At 72.2% G+C, this 19,839-nt stretch carries 16 protein-coding genes and 1 pseudogene; 7 read left to right on the top strand and 10 right to left on the bottom strand.

Annotation, left to right across the window (positions count from 1 at the left end; all coding sequences use genetic code 11):
• The 4 genes and pseudogenes from CF8_RS22955 to CF8_RS05335 form a co-directional block, all read right to left on the bottom strand.
• A pseudogene (locus CF8_RS22955) lies at nt 1–918 on the bottom strand (hypothetical protein); the annotation flags it as partial.
• 368 nt (nt 919–1,286) lie between these two features.
• Entirely contained in the window at nt 1,287–2,000 is a 714-nt protein-coding gene (locus CF8_RS05345) for a TIGR03936 family radical SAM-associated protein (protein WP_010832113.1), read from the bottom strand.
• Nucleotides 2,001–2,053: 53 nt separating this feature from the next.
• Nucleotides 2,054–3,250, bottom strand: a complete 1,197-nt coding sequence (locus CF8_RS05340; RefSeq protein WP_010832112.1) for a winged helix DNA-binding domain-containing protein — start codon at nt 3,248–3,250, stop codon at nt 2,054–2,056.
• Nucleotides 3,251–3,271: 21 nt separating this feature from the next.
• Nucleotides 3,272–4,627: a glycosyltransferase family 39 protein gene (locus tag CF8_RS05335; protein ID WP_010832111.1), complete on the bottom strand. Its 1,356-nt coding sequence runs from the start codon at nt 4,625–4,627 to the stop codon at nt 3,272–3,274.
• A 43-nt stretch (nt 4,628–4,670) separates the two neighbouring features.
• Here CF8_RS05335 and CF8_RS05330 point away from each other — a divergent pair, with 43 nt between their 5' ends.
• The 3 genes from CF8_RS05330 to CF8_RS05320 are packed head-to-tail and all read left to right on the top strand — an operon-like array spanning nt 4,671 to nt 6,716.
• Complete coding sequence (locus CF8_RS05330) at nt 4,671–5,447, top strand: glycosyltransferase family 2 protein (protein WP_036490297.1); 777 nt, start codon at nt 4,671–4,673, stop codon at nt 5,445–5,447.
• Nucleotides 5,444–5,818 carry a DUF2304 domain-containing protein gene (locus CF8_RS05325; RefSeq protein WP_010832109.1) on the top strand — a complete coding sequence of 125 codons (375 nt, stop codon included), beginning with the start codon at nt 5,444–5,446 and terminating at the stop codon, nt 5,816–5,818. Before CF8_RS05330 ends, CF8_RS05325 begins: the two co-directional genes overlap by 4 nt.
• Nucleotides 5,808–6,716, top strand: coding sequence for a glycosyltransferase (locus CF8_RS05320; protein WP_010832108.1), 909 nt, complete (start codon nt 5,808–5,810; stop codon nt 6,714–6,716). Before CF8_RS05325 ends, CF8_RS05320 begins: the two co-directional genes overlap by 11 nt.
• A gap of 4 nt (nt 6,717–6,720) precedes the next feature.
• Here the strand turns inward: CF8_RS05320 and CF8_RS05315 are convergent, their stop codons facing one another.
• Nucleotides 6,721–8,274 (bottom strand): DUF2142 domain-containing protein, encoded by a 1,554-nt coding sequence (locus tag CF8_RS05315; protein ID WP_010832107.1) that lies wholly within the window; start codon nt 8,272–8,274, stop codon nt 6,721–6,723.
• Nucleotides 8,275–8,348: 74 nt separating this feature from the next.
• On the opposite strand from CF8_RS05315, the gene CF8_RS21845 reads away from it, so the two are divergent.
• Both CF8_RS21845 and CF8_RS05305 read left to right on the top strand, forming a co-directional pair.
• Nucleotides 8,349–8,891, top strand: coding sequence for a hypothetical protein (locus CF8_RS21845; RefSeq protein ID WP_010832106.1), 543 nt, complete (start codon nt 8,349–8,351; stop codon nt 8,889–8,891).
• Nucleotides 8,891–11,437 carry a rhamnan synthesis F family protein gene (locus CF8_RS05305; RefSeq protein WP_010832105.1) on the top strand — a complete coding sequence of 849 codons (2,547 nt, stop codon included), beginning with the start codon at nt 8,891–8,893 and terminating at the stop codon, nt 11,435–11,437. Before CF8_RS21845 ends, CF8_RS05305 begins: the two co-directional genes overlap by 1 nt.
• On the opposite strand, the gene CF8_RS05300 is transcribed toward CF8_RS05305, so the two are convergent.
• Together CF8_RS05300 and CF8_RS20710 are read right to left on the bottom strand one after the other, a co-directional pair.
• Nucleotides 11,424–13,913, bottom strand: coding sequence for an LPS biosynthesis protein (locus CF8_RS05300; protein ID WP_010832104.1), 2,490 nt, complete (start codon nt 13,911–13,913; stop codon nt 11,424–11,426). The two genes, CF8_RS05305 and CF8_RS05300, sit on opposite strands and share 14 nt — an antisense overlap.
• 1 nt (nt 13,914) lies before the next feature.
• Nucleotides 13,915–14,454: a hypothetical protein gene (locus CF8_RS20710; protein ID WP_010832103.1), complete on the bottom strand. Its 540-nt coding sequence runs from the start codon at nt 14,452–14,454 to the stop codon at nt 13,915–13,917.
• Nucleotides 14,455–14,489: 35 nt separating this feature from the next.
• On the opposite strand from CF8_RS20710, the gene CF8_RS05290 reads away from it, so the two are divergent.
• Entirely contained in the window at nt 14,490–15,527 is a 1,038-nt protein-coding gene (locus CF8_RS05290) for an alpha/beta hydrolase family protein (protein WP_036490295.1), read from the top strand.
• Here CF8_RS05290 and CF8_RS20705 read toward each other — a convergent pair.
• The 3 genes from CF8_RS20705 to CF8_RS05275 form a co-directional block, all read right to left on the bottom strand.
• Nucleotides 15,518–16,315 (bottom strand): phosphotransferase family protein, encoded by a 798-nt coding sequence (locus tag CF8_RS20705; protein WP_010832100.1) that lies wholly within the window; start codon nt 16,313–16,315, stop codon nt 15,518–15,520. The two genes, CF8_RS05290 and CF8_RS20705, sit on opposite strands and share 10 nt — an antisense overlap.
• A 5-nt stretch (nt 16,316–16,320) precedes the next feature.
• Nucleotides 16,321–16,626 carry a pyrimidine/purine nucleoside phosphorylase gene (gene ppnP, locus CF8_RS05280; RefSeq protein WP_010832099.1) on the bottom strand — a complete coding sequence of 102 codons (306 nt, stop codon included), beginning with the start codon at nt 16,624–16,626 and terminating at the stop codon, nt 16,321–16,323.
• A 74-nt stretch (nt 16,627–16,700) separates the two neighbouring features.
• Nucleotides 16,701–18,662, bottom strand: a complete 1,962-nt coding sequence (locus tag CF8_RS05275) for a TIGR03960 family B12-binding radical SAM protein (protein WP_010832098.1) — start codon at nt 18,660–18,662, stop codon at nt 16,701–16,703.
• Nucleotides 18,663–18,837: 175 nt separating this feature from the next.
• Between CF8_RS05275 and CF8_RS20700 the strand changes: the two genes are divergently transcribed.
• Nucleotides 18,838–19,815 carry an endonuclease/exonuclease/phosphatase family protein gene (locus tag CF8_RS20700; RefSeq protein ID WP_010832097.1) on the top strand — a complete coding sequence of 326 codons (978 nt, stop codon included), beginning with the start codon at nt 18,838–18,840 and terminating at the stop codon, nt 19,813–19,815.
• Nucleotides 19,816–19,839 lie beyond the last annotated feature (24 nt).

The raw sequence follows: 19,839 nt of genomic DNA, 5'->3' as shown, positions 1-19,839 counted from the left end.
GCGGCGCCCGCCACGACGGCGGCGGCGACGGGCGGGGCCGGTGCCGTCGGTGTCGGAGTCGCTGTCACCCTCGGCGGTGCCGTCGGTGTCGGTGTCCTGGTCGGCCTGGTCGGTCTCGACCTCGTCCTCGTCCGCGGTCTCGGGACGGGCTGCGGCCTTCTTGGCCGGCGCCTTCTTGGCCGCAGTGCGCTTGGCGGCGGCCTTCTTGGCCGGCGGGGTGTCGCTGGCGGCCTCGGTCTCGGCGGCGGTCTCGGTGTCGGCGGCGGTCTCGGCGGCGACCTCCTCGACCGGGGCTGCGGCGACCTTCTTGGTCGTGCGGGTGCGTCGCGTCGAGGTCACGACCGGCGCCTGGAAGAGGGGCACAGCCGTGCTGGCGGCACCGGTCTCGGTCGCCTCGGCGGTCTCGTCGAGGGCCGGGCTCTCGACCTCGGCGGCCTTCTTCGTGGTCTTCTTCGCCGCCGTCTTCTTGGCCGCGGGGGCCTTCGCAGCAGCGGGAGCCTTGGCCGACGCGGTCTTCGCGGCGGCCGTCTTCTTGGCGGCAGCCTTCTTCGCGGGCGCCTTCTTGGCGACCGGCGCGTCGGCTGCGTCGCTCGTGGTGTCGGGGATCAGCGCGTCCTGGACGCTGGCGTCCTGAGCAGCGGACGTCTTCTTCGCGGCGCTGGAGCGGGTGCGCGTCGTCTTCTTCACCGTCGGCGCGGCGGGGGTCTCCACCGGCTCGGCGGCCGGGGCGACCACGGTGGCCGGCTCGGCGACCGGGCTGGCCGCGCTCGCACGCGTCGTCGCGGTCTTGCGCGGCGCCGCCTTGCGCGTCGTCTTCTTCACGACCGGAGCGGCCGGGGCGGAGGCCTCGGGCGAACCAGCGGGCTCAGAGCCGCCGGTGGTGGTGTTGTCGTTGTCGTTCGGGTTGTCGTCGAGCATGTCGCTCTCCTCGCCGGCACCCGGATCGAAGCCGGGACCGTGTCGGCGCCTCGAGACCCGGGTGAGGGGCGTCGGACGCAAAGCCTTCGTATGGCGGCGACACCCTCCGCGTGCGCGTCATCCGATGCGCGTCGGTCGCCATTCCGCGGTCGCTGGGCCTGGAGAGTGCATCACTGTCACTGATGCACGAGCCGCGTCGCGGAGCTGGTGACGAACAACATCTGGATGTGCCGGACCTTGAGGGGGCCCGGCGAGAACGTCGTCGGCTCGTCGTGGATGGCGGACCATCCGCGTCGAACGTGGCGAGTATCGCACACTCGCTCCCAAACCCCGGCAACGTTGACCCGGCGCAACGCGTGCCGCGTCGGCTAGAGGAGGGGGTCGCCGATGGCGCCGGAATCCTCGAGGGGACCCTGGGCGAGCCGCGTCATCAGCGGGGCCTCACCCATCGCCGTACCGGAGATCGAGGTCAGCGCGCTGAGCACGTCATCGGGGCGGACCGCGGGGACGCCGTGGCGCAGGACCAGCTCGAGGGCGGCTCCCTCGCGCTCGGTGGAGGCGTCGGCCGCCAGGTCGAGCACGGCGCCGCGCGCATCGAACTCGCGCAGCCCCTTCTTCGTCATCCGCTCGACCAGCACCTCGTCGGCGGCCAGGAAGGCCTCGACCGCGGCCCGCACGTCGGCGAGCGGCGCCGAGACGTCGATCCGCCAGCGGCTGGCCTCCAGGCGGTCGGCCAGCGACCCGCCGGGCGACTCCACGACCTCGAGGATGTCGAGGCCGGGCGGCAGCGCCTCGTCGAGCAGCGCGTGCACCTCGGCGGGGACCAGCACCTCGGCCAGCGCGATCTCGAGGTATTCGGCCTCGCTCGCCGAACCGGTCGGCGCTGCGCCCGCGTAGGACATCCGCGGGTGCGGGTTGAACCCCGACGAGTAGGCCATCGGGATGCGCGCACGGAAGACCGCGCGCTCGAAGGCGCGGCTGAAGTCGCGGTGACTGGTGAACCGGAGGCGGCCTCGCTTGGCGTAGCGCACACGAAGTCGCTGGACCGGGGGCGGCTGCTGAGGTGGATCCTTGCGTGCCATATCGCCGCACAGGCTAGCCGTGGGCAGCCGCAGTTGCCGACTTCAGGGCAGCCTCACGGCAACTTCGACTCACGCATCAGTCGCGACGCGTAGATGCTGTTGACGATCTCCCCGTCCAGCCACGCCGTGAGCCGGGCGGCCTCGTGCTCGAGCGCGGCCCGCCCGTCGGCACCGACGTCGTCGCACAGCACCACCCGGACCGACGCGTCGAGGTCCTGCACCCAGCAGCCCACGACCCGGCCGTTCCACCACGCGGTCGTGCCGCCGTTGCCGTTGGTGTCGAAGAGGTACGGCGTGTGGCCGGGGTCCAAGTAGAAGTCGCGCTGCTTCCAGCCCATCAGGGTCGGGTCGAGCGCCGGCAGCAGCGCGGCCCAGGGCTCGACGGCCGGCTCGGGGGCGGCGTCGTCGCGCAGCAGCCAACCGGTGTCGCCGGAGTCGAGGGTGACCGTGACCGCGCCGACGTCGACCAGCGCCCGGCGGACCGCGGACTTGGTCGAGCCCAACCACCACACGATGTCGGTCTCGGTCCCGGGCCCGAAGGTGCGCAGCCAGCGGCGTACGAGCTCGGCATAGCCGGCCGCCTCGTCGAGCGGTGCGGGCGACTCCCCCAACCACGCCGTCATCGACGTCCACCTCGGCTGCGAGACCCGCCAGTGGCTGCCGTTCTGGCCGCGCACGATGCGGGCGTCCGCGCCGAGCTGGGTGAGCACGCGCGGTGCGATCGGGACCTCTCCCGCCCACTTCGTCCCGACGCCGATGTCGACCCGGCCGGCCAGCTCGCCCAGCTCCTCGCGCAGCGACTTCGCACCCAGCTCGTCCCCGCCTGCGAGCCGGGCGAGGACGGCCGCACGCGCCTCGCGCAGCCACGCGTCGCCGTCGGCGGCCAGCCCGCTCACCACCACGTCCTTGGCGATCCTCTTCCACTCCTGGGCCGCGACCCTGGCGGAGGCACTCCCCCACGCCGCCGGCAGCAGGTCGCGCGGGAAGACGAACAGCGTCCGGCGCATGGCCAGCTGCTTGACCAGGCTGCGGTCGTCGTAGAGCGCCCGGTCCACGTCGGCCCGGGTCAGGCCGTCCACCCGCGCCTGCAGGGAGAGGTACGGCGTCGGCGGCTCGGTCGAGTGCAGGACGGTCATCGCCCGGGTGGCTGCGAGCGCGTCGGCGACGCGGTGCCCAGGATGGAGGGCGTGCCGTCGCGCGAGGCGGGTGCGGCGCTCGTCGTCGTCGACGTGGCGGACCGGTCCGTTCATGGCTGCGGGCACCTCAGCGACTCACATGGCGATGCTGTCGAGGCCTGCGAGCGCCGGCGAGGCGGCGTACAGCAGGAGGGCCGCGAGGGCGACGACGACCGAGGTGCGGCTGCGCAGCAGGAGTGCGGCGAAGGCGAGGCCCAGCGGGAAGAGGGCCAGGCCGTAGCGGAACTGGATCCCGATGTACTGCCCCGTCGTCACGAACACCATCAGGTCGAGCACGATCGGCGCCAGCGCGGCGCCGAGCAGGAAGCCGGGCGCCAGCTGGCGCACGAACGGCAGCTGCGGGCGGGCCAGGCCGGTCCAGATCGCGAGCGCCGAGCCGGACATCGCCATCAGGAACCACAGGCCCGGTGCGAGCAGCGGCCCCTCGCCGAGCAGGCTGAGGAAGCGGATGCTGTCGGTCACCAGGGCGGCCGGGGCGAGCGAGTCGACGGCGTAGTCGCCGGGCGGGGGCGGCTCGACGAGCTGGGTGGCCTTCACGACGAGCATCCAGGCGACCGTGAACGCCACCGTGCTGCCGGCCAGGGCCACGCCGGCCACGAGGGCGCGCAGGCGGACGGCGGCACCCAGCGGATGTTCCCCGGCGGCCGCAGCGCCGGCGCCGCGCAGCCGGGGCCAGGCCATGACGGCGAGCAGCGCGATGCCGAGCCCGACGACGACCGCGATGTTGGACCCCTTGACCCCCGCGACGCCGAGACCGGCGAGGACCAGGGTCCACCAGGGCCACTCGGCGCGCAGGAAGCGCAGGGTGGCCAGCGCCGCGAAGGCGCCGACCGGGATGTCGAGGGCGTGCGGGGTGATGAACGTGTACTGCTGGAGGAACGCCGGCACCAGCAGCGGCGTGAGCGCGACCACCAGGGAGCCGGCGCGGGTGGCGCCCACGGCGCGGAACAGCAGGAACAGCGACCACATGCTCAACGCGGCCCACAAGATGCCCACCAGGCGGCCCGTGGTGACGGCGTTGTCGGTGATCCCGGTGGCCAGCAGCACGCCCGTCACCGCGCCGGTGGCGACGAAGTAGGGCGGCGGGTCCGACGCGGCCGAGTTGGCGATCAGGACCGGCTCGTTGCCGAAGCAGGGAGCCGGCTGGGGCGGCACGACCCGGATGATCCCGCGGCAGGCCCGGGTCCCCTGCGCCCACGGGCCGATCACCTCACCGTTGCGCATCCAGACGTCGCCGGTGGCGACCTGGTGCACCCGCTCGGCGTACTGCCACTCGTCGAAGATGCTCAGCTCGCGGTTGTGCGTCGCCTCGTGGGCGATCAGCGGAGTCGCCAGCAGCGCGAACATGAGCAGCAGCAGTGCGTGCGCCCGCCAGCCCCGCATCCCGCGCGCCCGCTCGACGAGCGCACCCGACCTTCCCCCTGAGTTCACGCCGGGGAGTATGCCGCAGTTCCAGATTGCTACGATCCCCCGCGTGCCGCGAACCGAATCACCACCCCGCGTGCTCGTCATCGTCCCGGCGTGGAACGAGCAGGACAGCGTGGGCCGGACGGTTCGCGAGATCCTCGAGGTCCACCCCGAGGTCGACGTCCTCGTCGTCGACGACGGCTCTGGCGACGCGACAGCCGAACGAGCAGAAGCAGCCGGTGCCCGCGTGGCCCGGCTGCCCTTCAACCTCGGGGTCGGCGGCGCCATGCGCACCGGCTACCGCCACGCCGTGCGCGAGGGCTACGACATCGCCGTCCAGATCGATGCGGACGGCCAGCACGACCCGCGCTTCCTGCCGGCGCTGATCGCCGAGCTCGACCACGCCGACATCTGCATCGGGGTGCGGTTCGCGAAGCCCGACGACCCCTACACCGTGCGCGGTCCGCGCCGCTGGGCGATGTTCCTCCTGGCGAAGGTGCTCAGCCGGTTGGCCGGCACCCGGCTCACCGACGTCACCTCCGGCTTCCGCGCCTGCAACCGCCGCGCCATGACCGTCTTCGCCGAGCACTACCCGGCCGAGTACCTCGGCGACACCGTCGAGTCGCTCGTCATCGCCACGCGGGTCGGCTGCACGGTCACGCAGGTGCCGATCGACATGCGCCGCCGGATGGCCGGGACGGCCAGTGCCTCCCCGATCCGCGCCGCGGTGTTCCTGTTCCGCGCCGTCGTCGCCCTCGGCCTGGCCCTCGTCCGCAAGTGGCCGGCCAGCTTCGACGAGGGTGTCGTCGCCGAAGACGGCCCGCTCCCCCTGGACGCGGCATGACGAGCGCCAACGTGCTGGGCCTGGCCGCAGCGATCATCGTCGTCGTCACGCTCTTCGAGATGCTGCGCCGCCACCGGCTGCGCGAGAAGTACGCCCTGATCTGGTTCGTCCTGGCGATGGGATCGCTGGTCATCGCGGCGTTCCCGGCGATCCTGTTCGGCCTCTCCGACCTGCTCAACGTGCAGGTGCCGTCCAACCTGATCTTCTTCATCGCCTCGCTGCTGCTGCTCGCGATGAGCCTCCAGCACAGCTTCGAGATCGGGAAGCTCGAGGAGCGCACCCGGACCCTCGCCGAGGAGATCGCCCTGCTGCGGCTGAACGCCGACGCGACCCAACGTCCGACCGACCAGATCGACCGCAGTGACCAATGACGCGGACCCGGACGAGTTCCTGCACGTCCTGATCCCCTACTGGGGCGACCCGGCGCTGCTCGACGCCACCATGGCGACGGTGCTGTCCCAGAGCGACCCGCGCTGGCGGGTGACCATCGTCGACGACGGCTATCCCGACCCGACGGCCCGACAGACCTACGAGCACCACGCCGACCCACGGGTGTCCTACGTCCGCAACGAGGTCAACCTCGGCATCGCGGGCAACTTCGAGAAGTGCCGCACCCTCGCGACGGGACGACTCGCGATGTTCCTCGGCTGCGACGACCTGCTCCACGACGACTTCGTCGCGACCGTCTGGCGCCACCACACGGCGTACGCCGATGTCGAGATGATCCAGGTCGGCGTGCGCGTCATCGGCGGTGACGGCCAGCCCGCGAACGGCCTCGCCGACCGGGTGAAGGCGCTGATCCGGCCACGGATCACGGGACCGACCGTGCTCGGCGGCGAGCGCCTCGCGTCCAGCCTGCTGCGCGGCAACTGGCTCTACTGGCCGTCGCTGGTCTTCCGGGTCGACGCGCTGGCGCCCCGCTCGTTCCGTGCGGACCTGCCGATCATCCTCGACCTCGCGCTGATCATGGACGCGGTGATGGCCGGCAACCGCCTGCTCCTCGTTCCCGAGGTCTGCTTCGACTACCGCCGCCACGACGAGAGCGCCTCGTCGACCAGCCTGTTGCAGGGCGACCGGCTCGCTGACGAGCGGCGCTGGTTCGGCGAGGTGGCTGCCACGCTCCGCGCCCGCGGCTGGTCCCGTGCGGCCCGGTCGGCCCGCACGCACTGGACGTCACGGTTGCACGCGGTGTCGCTGCTCCCGGTCGCGCTGCGCAGCCGCTCCCGTGCGGCGACCGCACGCGTGCTGCGCCACGTCCTGTCACGCTGACGCGTCAGGCTGGAGCGGTCACGGGCTCGCTGGGCACGGGCCGCTCGACGGCTCGGAGCAGGGAACGGCTGAGGACCAACCACGTGAGCACGACCAACACCGTGAGCAGGGCGAACTGGACCTCGGCGGTCAGCGGCGGCTCCCAGCCTCCGTCGAAGGCGTCGCCGGACGCGCCGCCGACGTTGCGGCGCAGCTGCACGAAGTAGGCCCGGACGTGGACGTAGGCCAGCAACCCGGTGACGGGCACGAAGGCGAAGGCGATCCGGTCGGTGAAGGGGTGCTCGGACTGCGCGGCCACCATCGCGGCCATCGTCGGCACCAGGATCAGCAGCGGGATCGTGTAGCGCCCCTGCCAGACCGGGCCGACCGAGTTCCACTGGGCCGCCTGGATCGCGACCGGCACGAAGTAGGCCGCCGCGATCAGCGTCGCGATGGCGACGAGGCGGCGGCGATCCACGAAGGTGGCGAGGATGCCGATCAGGAACACCGCGGCCGCGATGTAGAAGGTGTAGTCGCGCGGCGACAGCGTCGTGTCGAGCCACCCGAACTGACCGACGACCTCGTTGAGGCCGCCGTCGATCCGCGCCGCCGACAGCGACCACGCCTGCGAGGCCGAGACCTGGGCCGCGACCGGGGTGCCGGACAGGGCGCCGGCCGAGCTGAACGTCCAGGCGCAGTTGACCAGGCTGGCGACGATCGGCAGCGCCGTCCACGCGAGCATCCGACGCTCGAGCAGCCGCTTGACGAGGACGCCGCCGAACGCGACGAGCAGCACGCCCAGCCAGATCGCCAGCCAGACCGGGGAGATCATCCGGGTGATGCACACGACGCTGCCGGCGAGCAGCGCGTGCCGCAGCATCGTCGGCGAGATCGGCGATTCGGGTCGCAGCAGCGCCGCGAGGCTGCTCGCGCCGACCGCGGCCATCGCGCTGATCTCGAGGGAGTTGGGATTCACGACGCCGCCGAGATAGCCCACCATCGGCGAGCAGCCGATGACGACACCCGTGACCGCGATCGCGGGGCGGCGCATGGTGCACGCCGCGGCCAGTGCCCAGGCGAGGAAGAACGAGCTGATCAGCAGCGCGGCGACGCGCTCGGCCGGCATCGCCAGCGAGAGCGGCACGACCAGGCTCGGCACACCGGTGGCGACGTAGTAGGTGGGGATGTAGCGGCCCGCGGGGTTGTCGTAGCGCACCAGCTTCTCGTCGGTGCCCAGGGGCGCCATGCAGCCGGCCGACACCTCCGGCTGGAAGGCGTAGCAGCCGGCCGTGCCGGCCGAGGAGACCAGCCCGGCGGGCACGCGGTCGACGCCGGTGGTGCCGAACACCCGCTCCCCCGGCGGCGGGGCCGGCGTGAGGTTGCCGTGCGCCGCGCCGTACGCACGCAGGTCGTGGGCGATGGAGTCGGGCGCGGACCACAGCGGGGTCGCGAGCGACCACAGGGAGAAGAAGAGCGCGCCCCACACCCAGAAGACGACGGTGTTGCGCCAGAGACCGCCACGGGTGTCGGCGTCGCCCGGCAGCAGCGATGCTGCCCACCTGCCCCTTGGTGTCTGCACGAACCGCAGCCTCTCCTTGCCCCGCCCGAGCCGTTTCGATCTCGGGATCCCGGGCGAGTGTAGGGTTCCGACGCGTGGATCACGACTCGGACCCGACAGCGGCGGGCAGCCTCGCTGACGCGAGACGTGAGCTCGAGCTCTCCCGTCGCGAGACCACGTGGGTGCGCAACGAGCTCGAGCACCTGACCGAGGCTCTCCAGCGCGTACGGCGCCAGCGGGCCCGGCTCCGCGAGCAGTCCGAGGCACTCGCGACCGCCCTCGCCGCCGAGCTCTCCGCGGGCTACTGGCGCGACCAGGAGTCCGGTCTCGGCCGGCTGCGTCGCCGCGATCCCGAGGCCGAGCTGGTGCGTGAGGTCGAGGCCAGCGCGCTCTTCGACGCCGGCTGGTATCTCCGGCAGCACCAGTCCGAGATCCTCGAGCAGCGCCTCGCCCCCGCACTGCACCATGTCCGCCACGCCAACGCCCGCCGCCTGGACCCGAGCGAGGGCTTCAGCACCGGGCGCTACCTGCGTCGCCACCCCGAGGTCGCCGAGGCCGGGCTGCCGGCCGTCGTGCACGCGCAGCGGCACGGGCAGCTCGACGACGGCCGCGTCCTCGTCGACGCTGCGGAGAGCTGATGTTGGCCCTCGAGGCCTACCGCACCCGCTGGCTGGCCTTCTGCGAGACGTTCCTCGGTGCCGACGAGGAGACCCGTGCCCGGCTGGTCGCCGATGCCGTCCGCGACGGGCTCCCGCCCGGCGAGCCCTCGTCGTCCTTCGACCCGAGCGCACGTGAGCGGGGCCGCGCCGAGGCGGCCGTCATCCAGGCCGCCGGCCTCTTCGACACCATGGGCTACTGGGCCCACAACAAGGACCTCTTCTGGGACCTGTGCGGCCGCAACGAGCAGCTCGAACACTTCGTGCTGCGCGGGTGGAAGGAGCTGCGCCACCCCTCCGCGGACTTCGACATGTGGAGCTACTGGTGCGACCACCTCGACGCCACGCGCGAGGACATCAACCCGGTGGTGCACTACGCCGTCGAGGGCCGTCGCGCCGGGCTGTCCCCGCTCCCGAGCCTCGAGACCCTGCCGCCCCCGGCGGCGCCCGGTCCCGACCACGCCCCGCGCCGCGTCTGCCTGTTCGCCGGCTACGACGGCGACGGGGTCGTCGACGACACGGTCGTCACCTACATCGCCGACCTGAGCCGGTTCGCCGACGTCTACTACCTCGCCGACTGCGAGCTCGCGCCCGGCGAGCTGGAGAAGCTGGCGCCGTACACCCAGGGCGCGTGGGGAATCCGGCACGGCCGCTACGACTTCGGCTCCTACTCGATGCTCGCCAAGGAGCTCGTCGGCTGGGACGTCATCGACGGCTACGACGAGCTGATGTTCGCCAACGACTCGTGCTTCCTGGTGCAGCCGCTCGACCAGGTCTTCGCCAAGATGGACGCGACGGCCTGCGACTGGTGGGGGCTGCAGGCGACGTACGACGACTTCGACGACCGTGCCTTCGACGCCCTCGGGCGGCGGCTCGGCCTCGACGAGGTCGGCGAGCAGATGCGCGAGCTGGCGCTGTGGCGCTACTCCGACTTCATCCACGTCGGCTCCTACTTCCTGTGCTACCGCCGTCGCGTGCACACCGACCCGCGGTTCCGGAAGCGGCTCGACGAGGTGGCGTCGCAGTCGGAGAAGGTCACGATCATCCTCAAGTACGAGATCGGCTTCTCCCGGCTGCTGATCCTGGCCGGCTTCACGATGGCCACGTTCGTCGACGGGATCCTGGCCTACCACCCGGTCTACCGCGCGTCGGCCTTCGAGCTGATGCACGAGGGCTTCCCGCTGCTCAAGCGCCAGCTGCTGACGGAGAACCCGTTCGAGACCCCCGACCTGCACCGGTGGAAGGAGCGGGTGCTCGAAGCCGCTCCGGGCGCCGACGTCGAGGCGATGGACCGCAGCATGCGTCGCACCGCGCCACCCTGGAGCCTCGTGCGCAGCTTCGGCTTCCGCTCCCGCCGCGACGGCACGGTGCAGCCGCCCGGGCACATCGGGCCGGCCGAGTTCGCCGACGAGGACCGCTGGGTGCCGAAGTTCGACCACTGGTGGATCTTCCCGGTCGACCCACGCACCGGCGTGCTGTCCGGCGCGGTGCGCGCGGTCTTCGAGGAGGTCCGCGACGACCCGTCGGTCAAGAAGGTCGTGCTGCTCGGTGGACACCGCGTGAAGCTCGGCGGTGACAACGTCGCGGCCGTGCCCTCGGAGAGCACGGCCGGTCAGATGTACGGCCTCCGCGCCGCCACCGTCTTCTGCACGATCGGTCCCCGAGCCGACGTCAACCACCCGCTGGGCCGTCGCCACCACCGGTTCCTCGACCTCGGGCACGCCACCGGCCTGCAGCCGGCCGTCGTGGCGCTCGCTGGCTCGAGCCTCGCCGGAGAGCGGCCGCTGCCGCCCGCGGACTACGAGGCGCACCTCACCCGAGCGCTCGTCGCCGCCCACGACGGGGCCGGGACCGACTACCCCGACCTCGACCCCGACGGCCTGTGGGCGATCGGCTCGCCACGCGTCGACCTGCTGCTGCGCGACGAGGAGGGGCTCTCCGGTGAGCTCCGCAGCGAGCTGACCGCCCTGCGCGGGCTCCTCAAGGGCCGCCGGCTCGTCCTGCTCTCACCTGCTCGCGGCGGGGAGCTCGACCTCGCGGCGCTGGCCACGTGGGCGGGCACGCGCGCGGACGAGGTGGTGGTGGCGGTGCTGCCCACCTCCGGCGCGACACCCCGCGTGCCGTCACCGCTCGTCGACCTGATGGACGTGTCGTGGCTCGAGGGCACCCTGGGCCTGCGGGCCCCGCTGGTCCCGGAGATGGTGTGGCGGCTCGCGGACGTCCTGGTCAGCGGCACCCCCGCCGACCTCGCCGACTTCTCCCCCACCGGTCGGCCCGCCGTCGCCTCCCCGGCGACGCCGGACCTGCCGTTCGCCGTGCCTGCGGACAGCGGCGCGCTGGTCGCAGTCGTCGAGCGCGCGCTCTCCGACGGTCAGGTCGAGGCGCCGTACGCCGAGTGGGGCCGTGCCCTGCACGCCCTGTCCGACGGGCGCAGCGCCGCGCGGCTGGTGGACCGGCTCAAGCAGACCTACCTGCCGTGGCAGGAGTGGGTCGCCGAGGCCGACGCCCCCGCTGTCAGCGACGCCTGAGCAGCCGCAGCCGGTGCACGAACCGGCGGGCTGCGGCACCGTCGAGCGGCGGTGCACCGTCGGGCACGGTCACCTCGCGGCGCGGGAACCCGGCCAGCGCCAGCTCGGTGAGCCTCGCTCGCAGGGCGTCCTCGTCGGGGCAGCTCGTCGGCTGCGCCCAGCCGTGGTCGGCGGCCGCGGCCTGGTCGTCGGAACCGGTCAGCCGCAGCAGCGGGACGCCGGTGACCAGCGCGTCGAGGGCGTGCGGGTCGTCGTCGGTCACGATCGCCGAGGCGACCCGGTGCACCGGCACCGGGGAGGTCACGGAGCGGTCGGACAGGCCGATGAGCCGCGGCAGGTCGGCGTCGAGCAGGGCGCGCGTCCAGCCGTCGGCGCGGTCGACGCGCGGCTCCCGGACCCCGACGACCACGTCGTGCTCGCGCGCCCAGTCCGCCAGGCCCGACGGGAGGGCTCGGGCCGGACCGCGCACCCACCAGACGACGAGCGGCCGGCCGGCGAGACCGGCGCGCAGTCTCTCCTCCTGGGCCCGCAGGTCGGCGGGCAGCAGCTCCGGGGCGAGCAGCAGGTGGTCGTGACGGGGCAGGCCGGTCAGCCACAGGCGCGCGAGGTCCAGGTCGGGCAGTGTCGCGGCCCGCGCGAGGGCCTCGCCGGGTGAGCAGGCTGCGACCGCTTCGAGCCGGCCCCAGTCACCAGCGTGGGGACCCGGGACGTGCGGCAGCCCGACCCCGAGGTGGACGTGGTCGTGGCGCGAGCGCGGGAACGAGAAGGGATAGGTGACGTCGGGGGTCTCGTCGGTCAGCATCAGCCCGCAGCGCACCATCGCCGCCTGGCCGTCGGGCGTGTCCATCGGCAGCACGGTGACCCGCTCGCCGGTGAGCTCGTCGGCGAGGGGGCGGCCGCGGGTGAGCACGACCTTGTGCACGCTGGGATCCGTCCGGACCTCCTCGAAGACCGCGCGCAGGCCCGGGTCGAGGCGACCGGTGGCGGCCACCGGGAAGGCCCACCAGTGCGCGAAGGTCGGCGTCTCGCGGTCCAGCCGGCGCAGGCCGTAGCCCTGGGTGGCCCGGAGCGGGATCTGGCGTCGGCCGTCGTCGGCGAGGCGGGCGCCGTACGCCTCACGCAGCATCGCGGGAGCGGTGACGCGCTCGAGGTGGGCGCGCATGGCCTCGAAGGGGGCGTCGGGGACGAGGGGGCGCAACCGCTCCTCCCACTGCTCCAACCCGGCGACGTGGCGCGGGTTCTCGCCGAGGTAGTTGCGCTTGACGAGGGGGAAGCCGCGCTCCACCAGCTCGAAGAAGTGCCGGCCGTAGAGCGGGTGGAAGGCCCACAGGTCGGGCAGCAGGGTGTCGAAGTCGAAGCCGGCGTCGAGGAGGTAGCGGCTGATGCCCACTTCGTACTTGTGGATGACGAGACGCTTCTCCTGCTGCTGGGTCACCGTGTCGAGGCGCCAGCGGAAGCCGGGGTCGTCGAGGACCGGGCGGCGGAAGGCCAGGAAGTAGGAGCTCAGGTGCACGAAGCGGTCGTCGGTCCAGTGGCGGGGGCCGATGAGGCGCTGCTTGGCCTCGGCCAGCGGGATCGGGGAGTCATCGCTGATGTAGGACTCGTCGTGCTCCATCGAGGTCGCCTGCAGGCTCCACCAGTCGCACGCGCGGGTGTCCATCTCCGCGAACACCCCGTCGAGGGGGCGCAGGAGATAGCAGCTGTCGTTGGCGAGCACGACCTCGTCGTAGTCCGCGAGGCGTTCCCAGCCGACGAGGTCGCGCGCGAGCAGGGAGAACGAGCCGAAGTCGTAGGCGCCGTGCGGGACGCTCCAGGCTCCCTTCACGACGCCGTCGAGCTTCGCGAGCTCACCCGGCTCGAGGACCCCGTCGGCGAGGTAGAACACGTCGGCGTGGCGGGACAGCTCGGTGAGGTAGGCGACGACGGTGGCGTCGACCAGGCCGTCGCGGTCGTAGCCGGCGAACAGGCAGGCCCGTCGCGGCGGGCCGTCGAAGATGGTCGGCGGCCGGGTGGGGGCGGGGGTCGGCAGCGCCGCGAGCCCGTCGTGCCGACCGCGGAGGAGGTAGTGGAGCAGCGGGTTGACGGTGTCGTCGGTGGGGTCGAGGTGCTCGGTCCAGTAGGTCCACAGGTCGAAGCGCAGGCTCGGGGTGCGCAGGCTGCGCCAGCCCTCGTCGACGAAGTGGCGGACGGGGTCGGTGCCGCGTCGCAGCCGGTGCTGGACGGTGTAGTCGTCGGCGTCCAGGAAGCCGCTGGCGGCCACGACGGCGCGCGCGCACGCGACCTGGACCGCGGGCGGGGGCGGCGCGGGGTCGGCGTCGCCGACGGGCGGCAGGCCCTCGGTGAGCGCCTTGTCGAGCAGCGTGCGCGCCTCGTCGAGGTCGCGGAGCGAGGCCGCGCGCCAGCGTCGCGCGAAGCGGTGCCAGCGCCGCCGGAAGTCGGCCACCTCGGCCCGGCGCCCGTCGATCGGACCGGTCATCTCAGCGGGGCTTGGGCGGGTAGGCGTCGGCACCCTGGGACTCCGGCGTGAGCAGGAAGTGGACGAGCGGGTTGATCCGCTGCTCGACCGCGTCCGGGTGGTCGATGAGGTACTGCCGGACGTCGAAGCGCGGGCTCGGGTGCCGGACCGGGTAGTAGGGGTGGCGCACGAAGTGCAGCGCCGGGTCCTCCCCCAGCTCGATCACGTCGGGATAGGTGCGGAGGTACCACGCGGCGTCCCACAGCTCCGAGCCGCGGATCAGCTCGAGCTGCGCCTCCTCGTCGCGGGTGACCGGCTTCTGCCGGCCCTTCAGCAGCCCGCTCCCCCGGCCTCGACCTGCGGCGTCGATGCGCACCCGGTCGGCCAACGCCTCGGAGAGCGTCCGCGCGATCCGCTCGGCTGCGTCGCGGGCGGCGACCAGCTCGGCCTCCCGCTCGGCGACCTGCTCCTGGGCCGTGCGCAGCTGCGCCAACTCGGCCCGCGCGGCCGCCAGCTCCGCCATGAGCGCGGTGGAGTCGGGCTCAGGAGGGTGCACGGTCACGAGCGCGACCCTATCGCCCGCCGTACCGTGGTCACGTGAGGTGCACCCGCCGACTCTTTGCCGTGGCGCTCACGGCCGTCCTGCTCACGGCGTGCACACCGGCGGCACCTCCGGGCACCACGCCCCCGGACACGTCACCCGTCCTGCCGGCACCCAGTTCACCGACCGGCACGGCGTCCGTCGCCCCGACCACGCCCTTGGACCCGGTGTCGATGGCTGCCCTGCAGGCGACCTCACACCGCGGCTCGAGGCTGCGGCTCGGTGCCGTGCGCGAGAGCACGGCGGCGTACACCTCGTTCGACGTGACGTACCGCTCCACGTCCGGCAGGCGTTCGCTGGTGATCAGCGGCGTGCTCAACATCCCCACGGGCCCCGGGCCGTTCCCGGCGGTGGTGCTGGCGCACGGCTACATCGACCCGGCCGTCTATGCCAGCGGCCAGGGGATGACGCGCGAGCGCACGGTGCTCGCGAGCCGGGGCTACATCGCCCTGCACGTCGACTACCGCGGGCACGCGGGGTCGAGCGACGATCCGCGCCCAGCCCGCGACCTGCGGCTCGGCTACTCCGCCGACGTGATCGCGGCGGTGAAGGCACTGCGCGCAGCACGCGCCGTGCCGCTGGACGACGACCGCGTCGCGCTGATGGGCCGCTCGATGGGCGGCGGTGTCGTGATGAAGGCCCTGATCGCCGCGCCCGGACTGGTGCGCGCAGCGTCCCTGTGGGCATCGGTGTCGTCGTTGGAGGGCGAGAACTTCAACCATTTCGTCCGGCGCGACGGCGACTCCCGCGCGGCGGCGATCGTCGAGGCCCACGGGCTGCCCGAGGACCAGCCTGCCTTCTGGCAGGCAGTCTCCGCCCGCCCATACCTGTCGGCGATCACCGAGCCGGTGCTGATCGTGCACGGTCGCTTCGACGACACCTGCCCGCCCCGGTGGGCCCGAGCCACCCAGGACGCCATGCGCCTCGCCGGGGTCGACTCGACCCTGGAGTGGTACGACGACGGGCACGCCTTCGGACCCGCGTTCACCGCCGCGATGGACCGGACGATCCGCTACTTCGACAGTCAGCTCTGATCCAGCAGGGCGAGCACGTGCCGCGCCTGGTCCTCCGTCGAGCCCGCCGGGTTGCGCTTGAAGCCGCCGTTGCCCGGCAGCAGCATCATCAGCCAGAAGCAGGCGAGCAGCAGCCGGTGCACCGCGAGCCGCTCCCGTTGCGTGGGGTCGAGGTCGAGGTCGGCGAGGAGGGCGTCCACGTCGAGGCTGCGGGTCAGCCGCGACGACGCGTGCTCGACCACGTCCGCGATCTCGTAGGTGAGGTCGGAGGCGCCGTACTCCTCCCAGTCGATCAGCCGGCAGACCTCGCCGTCCCAGAGCACGTTGTCGAGGTTGCCGTCCCCCTGTGCCACGACGCGGTCGACGAGATCCGGCAGCTGAACGACAGCGAGCCACGCGACGGCACGATCCTTGGCGGTGCGGACCAGTGCCTGGTCCTGGCACTGGGTGAGGTCGTAGTCCTCGGACAGCCATTCGCGTACGTGGTCCCGCATCACCTGCGGTCCGTTCGCGCGCTCCGCCAAGTCTTCCGGCACGGGTACGGCGAACAGCCGGCGCAGCACCTCGGCGAAGGCCTTCGACTGGGCGGCGCTCAGCGCGCTGGTCAGCGGCTCGCCGGGGACGAGGGACATCACGACCACGGGCCGACCGTCCTCGACCTCACGTGCGACCGGGGTCGGCGCCAGGCCGGGCGACTCACGGGACAGGTGCACCAATCCCGCCCACTCCCGCTCCGGCTCGCGGTCGTCCCACGAGACGTAGCGCTTGCGCACGACGTCGCCCATGACCGTGACGTCGTGGGTGTGCACGATCGTCAGCCGTAGTGGCAGACGTAGCTCAGCGTCTCGAGCACCTCGATGTCGAAGGAGGAGTCACCGGGAACGGCGAACGACTCCCCCGCGCCGTACGACGTCGTCGTCCCGTCGAGCGTGACCCGGCACGAGCCGGCCTCGATCTCCATGACCTCGGGCGCGGCAGTGCCGAAGGTGAGCGTGCTGGGGAAGATGACGCCCGCGCTCTTGCGGGTGCCGTCGGCGAGGTGGAACGTGTGGCTGACGCACAATCCGTCGAAGTAGACGTTGGCGGCGGTGTCGAGGGTGACGTTGTCGATCGTGGTCATGCGCACATCATCGTGGACAGCGGTATCGCGCAGTGACCCGGTGGCTGCGGAATACCGCTGTCTCTCGACTAGCGTCAGATGACCGCGAGGGGGAGCAGCCGCTGGCCCGTGGGCCCGATCTGGATCTCGGTGTTCATCTCCGGGCAGACACCGCAGTCGTAGCACGGGGTCCAGCGGCAGTCCTCGATCTCGACGTCGGAGGAGCCGTCGGCGACCGCGAGGGCGTCCTCCCAGTCACCCCACAGCCAGTCCTTGTCGAGGCCCGAGTCGAGGTGGTCCCACGGGAGCACCTCGTCGTAGTCGCGCTCGCGGGTGGTGTACCAGTCGACGTCGATGCCCGTGCCGGCCAAGGCGACCGAAGCGGCTTCCATCCACCGGTCGTAGGAGAAGTGCTCGCTCCAGCCGTCGAAGCGGCCGCCGTCGCGCCACACCTGCTCGATGATCCCGCCGACGCGTCGGTCGCCGCGCGAGAGGAGTCCCTCGACGATGCCGGGCTTGCCGTCGTGGTAGCGGAAGCCGATGGCGCGGCCGTAGCGCTTGTCGTCGCGGACGGTGTCGCGCAGCTTCTTCAGCCGCACGTCGGTCGTCTCGTGGTCGAGCTGGGCGGCCCACTGGAACGGCGTGTGTGGCTTCGGCACGAAGCCGCCGATCGACACGGTGCAGCGGATGTCGTTGTGGCCGGAGACCTCGCGGCCCTTGGCGATCACCTTCTTCGCCAGCTCGGCGACCTGCAGCACGTCCTCGTCGGTCTCGGTGGGCAGGCCGACCATGAAGTAGAGCTTCACCTGGCGCCAGCCGTGGCTGTACGCCGCCGCGACGGTCCGGATCAGGTCTTCCTCGCTGACCATCTTGTTGATGACCTTGCGCATCCGCTCACTGCCGCCCTCGGGCGCGAAGGTCAGGCCCGAGCGGCGACCGTTGCGGGAGAACTCGTTGGCGAGCGTGATGTTGAAGGCGTCGACGCGGGTCGAGGGCAGTGAGAGCGAGACGTTGGAGCCCTCGTAGCGATCGGCCAGGTCCTTGGCGATCTCGCCGATCTCGGTGTGGTCGGCACTCGAGAGCGAAAGCAGCCCGACCTCCTCGAAGCCGGACTTGCGGATGCCGTTCTCGACCATCGCACCGATGGTCTCGATCGAGCGCTCGCGCACCGGTCGGGTGATCATCCCGGCCTGGCAGAACCGGCAGCCGCGCGTGCAGCCGCGGAAGATCTCGACGGAGAAGCGCTCGTGCACGGTCTCGGCCAGCGGCACGAGGGGCTTGGCGGGGTAGGGCCACGCGTCGAGGTCCATCAGGGTGTGCTTGGCGACCCGGAACGGGATGCCCGGGCGGTTGGGCACGACGGCCTCGATGGTGCCGTCCTCGGCGTACGCGACGTCGTAGAACTTGGGGACGTAGACCCCGCCGCTGACGGCGAGGCGGCGCAGCAGCTCGTCGCGGCCGGACGGCTCGCCCTCGGCCTTCCACTCGCGCACGACCTCGGAGATCGCGAGCACGACCTCCTCGCCGTCACCGAGCACGGCCGCGTCGATGAAGTCGGCGATCGGCTCGGGGTTGAACGCGGCGTGACCGCCGGCGAGCACGATCGGGTCGTCGTCGGTGCGGTCGGCGGCGTGCAGCGGGATGCCGGCCAGGTCGAGCGCGTTGAGCATGTTGGTGTAGCCGAGCTCGGTGGAGAAGCTCAGGCCGAAGACGTCGAAGGCACGCACGGGGCGGTGCTGGTCGACAGTGAACTGCGGGATGCCGTGCTCGCGCATCACGGCCTCCATGTCCGGCCACACGGCGTAGGTGCGCTCGGCGACGATCCAGTCGCGCTCGTTGAGCACCTCGTAGAGGATCTGGACGCCCTGGTTGGGCAGGCCGACCTCGTAGGCGTCGGGATACATCAGCGCCCAGCGGACGGTGGTCTCACCCCCGCAGTCCCATTCCTTGAGGGTCGAGTTGAGCTCGCCGCCGACGTACTGGATCGGCTTCTGGACGGACGGGAGCCGGGACTCCAGCTGGGGGAAGACCGATGCCGGGGAAACAGCGACGGACACGAAGAGACACCTCGAGGACTGGCAGGAATGGAGCAGCCTCCAAGGCTACGCCGGATGCAAGGGGGATGCGCAGTTCTCGGGTACGGCGACCTCTTCGCGCTTCCCGGACCGGGTCTGCGGCACACTTCTCCCGACGACCGCGCGATGTGGCGCGTAGAGATCCCGGGGGAAGCCAGTGACCAAGCGCGAGAACCTCGTCCGCGCGGGCCTGCTGCTCCTCGTCCTCGGCATCATCGCGACGCTGGTCGTCCTCGATCGCACCCGCGGCGGCGACGCGCCCGACGCGGCGCCCACCCCCACCGCGACCCAGAGCCCGAGCGGGACCGTCGTGCCGCTGCCGACCGACGAGACGGAGGAGCCCGGCAAGCCGGACAAGGGCGAGGCCGACGTGATCCCGACGCCGCCGCCCGGCATCGAGGCCATCGCGTGCAAGAAGCTCCAGCAGTCGGTCGAGATCCGGGTGCTCGACTTCAACACCCACCGCTCCTACGGCGGCATCGGCACCGTTGCCGCCGAGATCAGGGCCCTCGACCCCGACATCGTGCTGCTCCAGGAGATCGACCGGTTCAAGGGCAGCACGGGCAACATCGACCAGGCGGCCTACTTCGCCGAGGCGCTCGGGATGAACCACGCCTTCGGCGCCAACGTGCGCTCGGGCGGCGGGGAGTACGGCGTCGCGATCCTGTCCCGCTTCAAGATCCTCGGCTCCGAGAACTACCTCCTGCCCAACGGCCCCGGCGGCGAGCAGCGCGGACTCCTCGGTGTGGGGGTCGAGATCGGCGGCCAGGAGGTGCGGATCTACAACACCCACCTGCAGAACAAGATCGTCGGCCTGCGCGAGGCCCAGGCGCGCCACGTCGCCGGCATCATCGCCAACGAGGAGAACCCCGTCATCCTCGGCGGCGACATGAACGCCACCATCAACACCGCCACCCTCGCGCCGCTGACCAGCGTGCTGGTCGACGCCTGGACCGTCGGCTCCGGCCCCGAAGGCACCGGCCCCAACGGCTCGCGCATCGACTTCCTGCTCGCCAGCCCCACCATCGAGCCGCAGCGGGCGGCCGTGCTCCGCTCCTCGATCTCCGACCACGCGCGGTTGTACGCCGACTTCGTGGTCCCCGCCGCGACGGACTGTCCCAAGCGGAGACGGTGAGTGCCCGACGAAGTCGGGAGCTCA

The organism is Nocardioides sp. CF8 (assembly GCF_000389985.1).
Taxonomy (GTDB): domain Bacteria; phylum Actinomycetota; class Actinomycetes; order Propionibacteriales; family Nocardioidaceae; genus Nocardioides; species Nocardioides allogilvus.
This window is presented reverse-complemented; position numbering and strand designations above follow the sequence as displayed.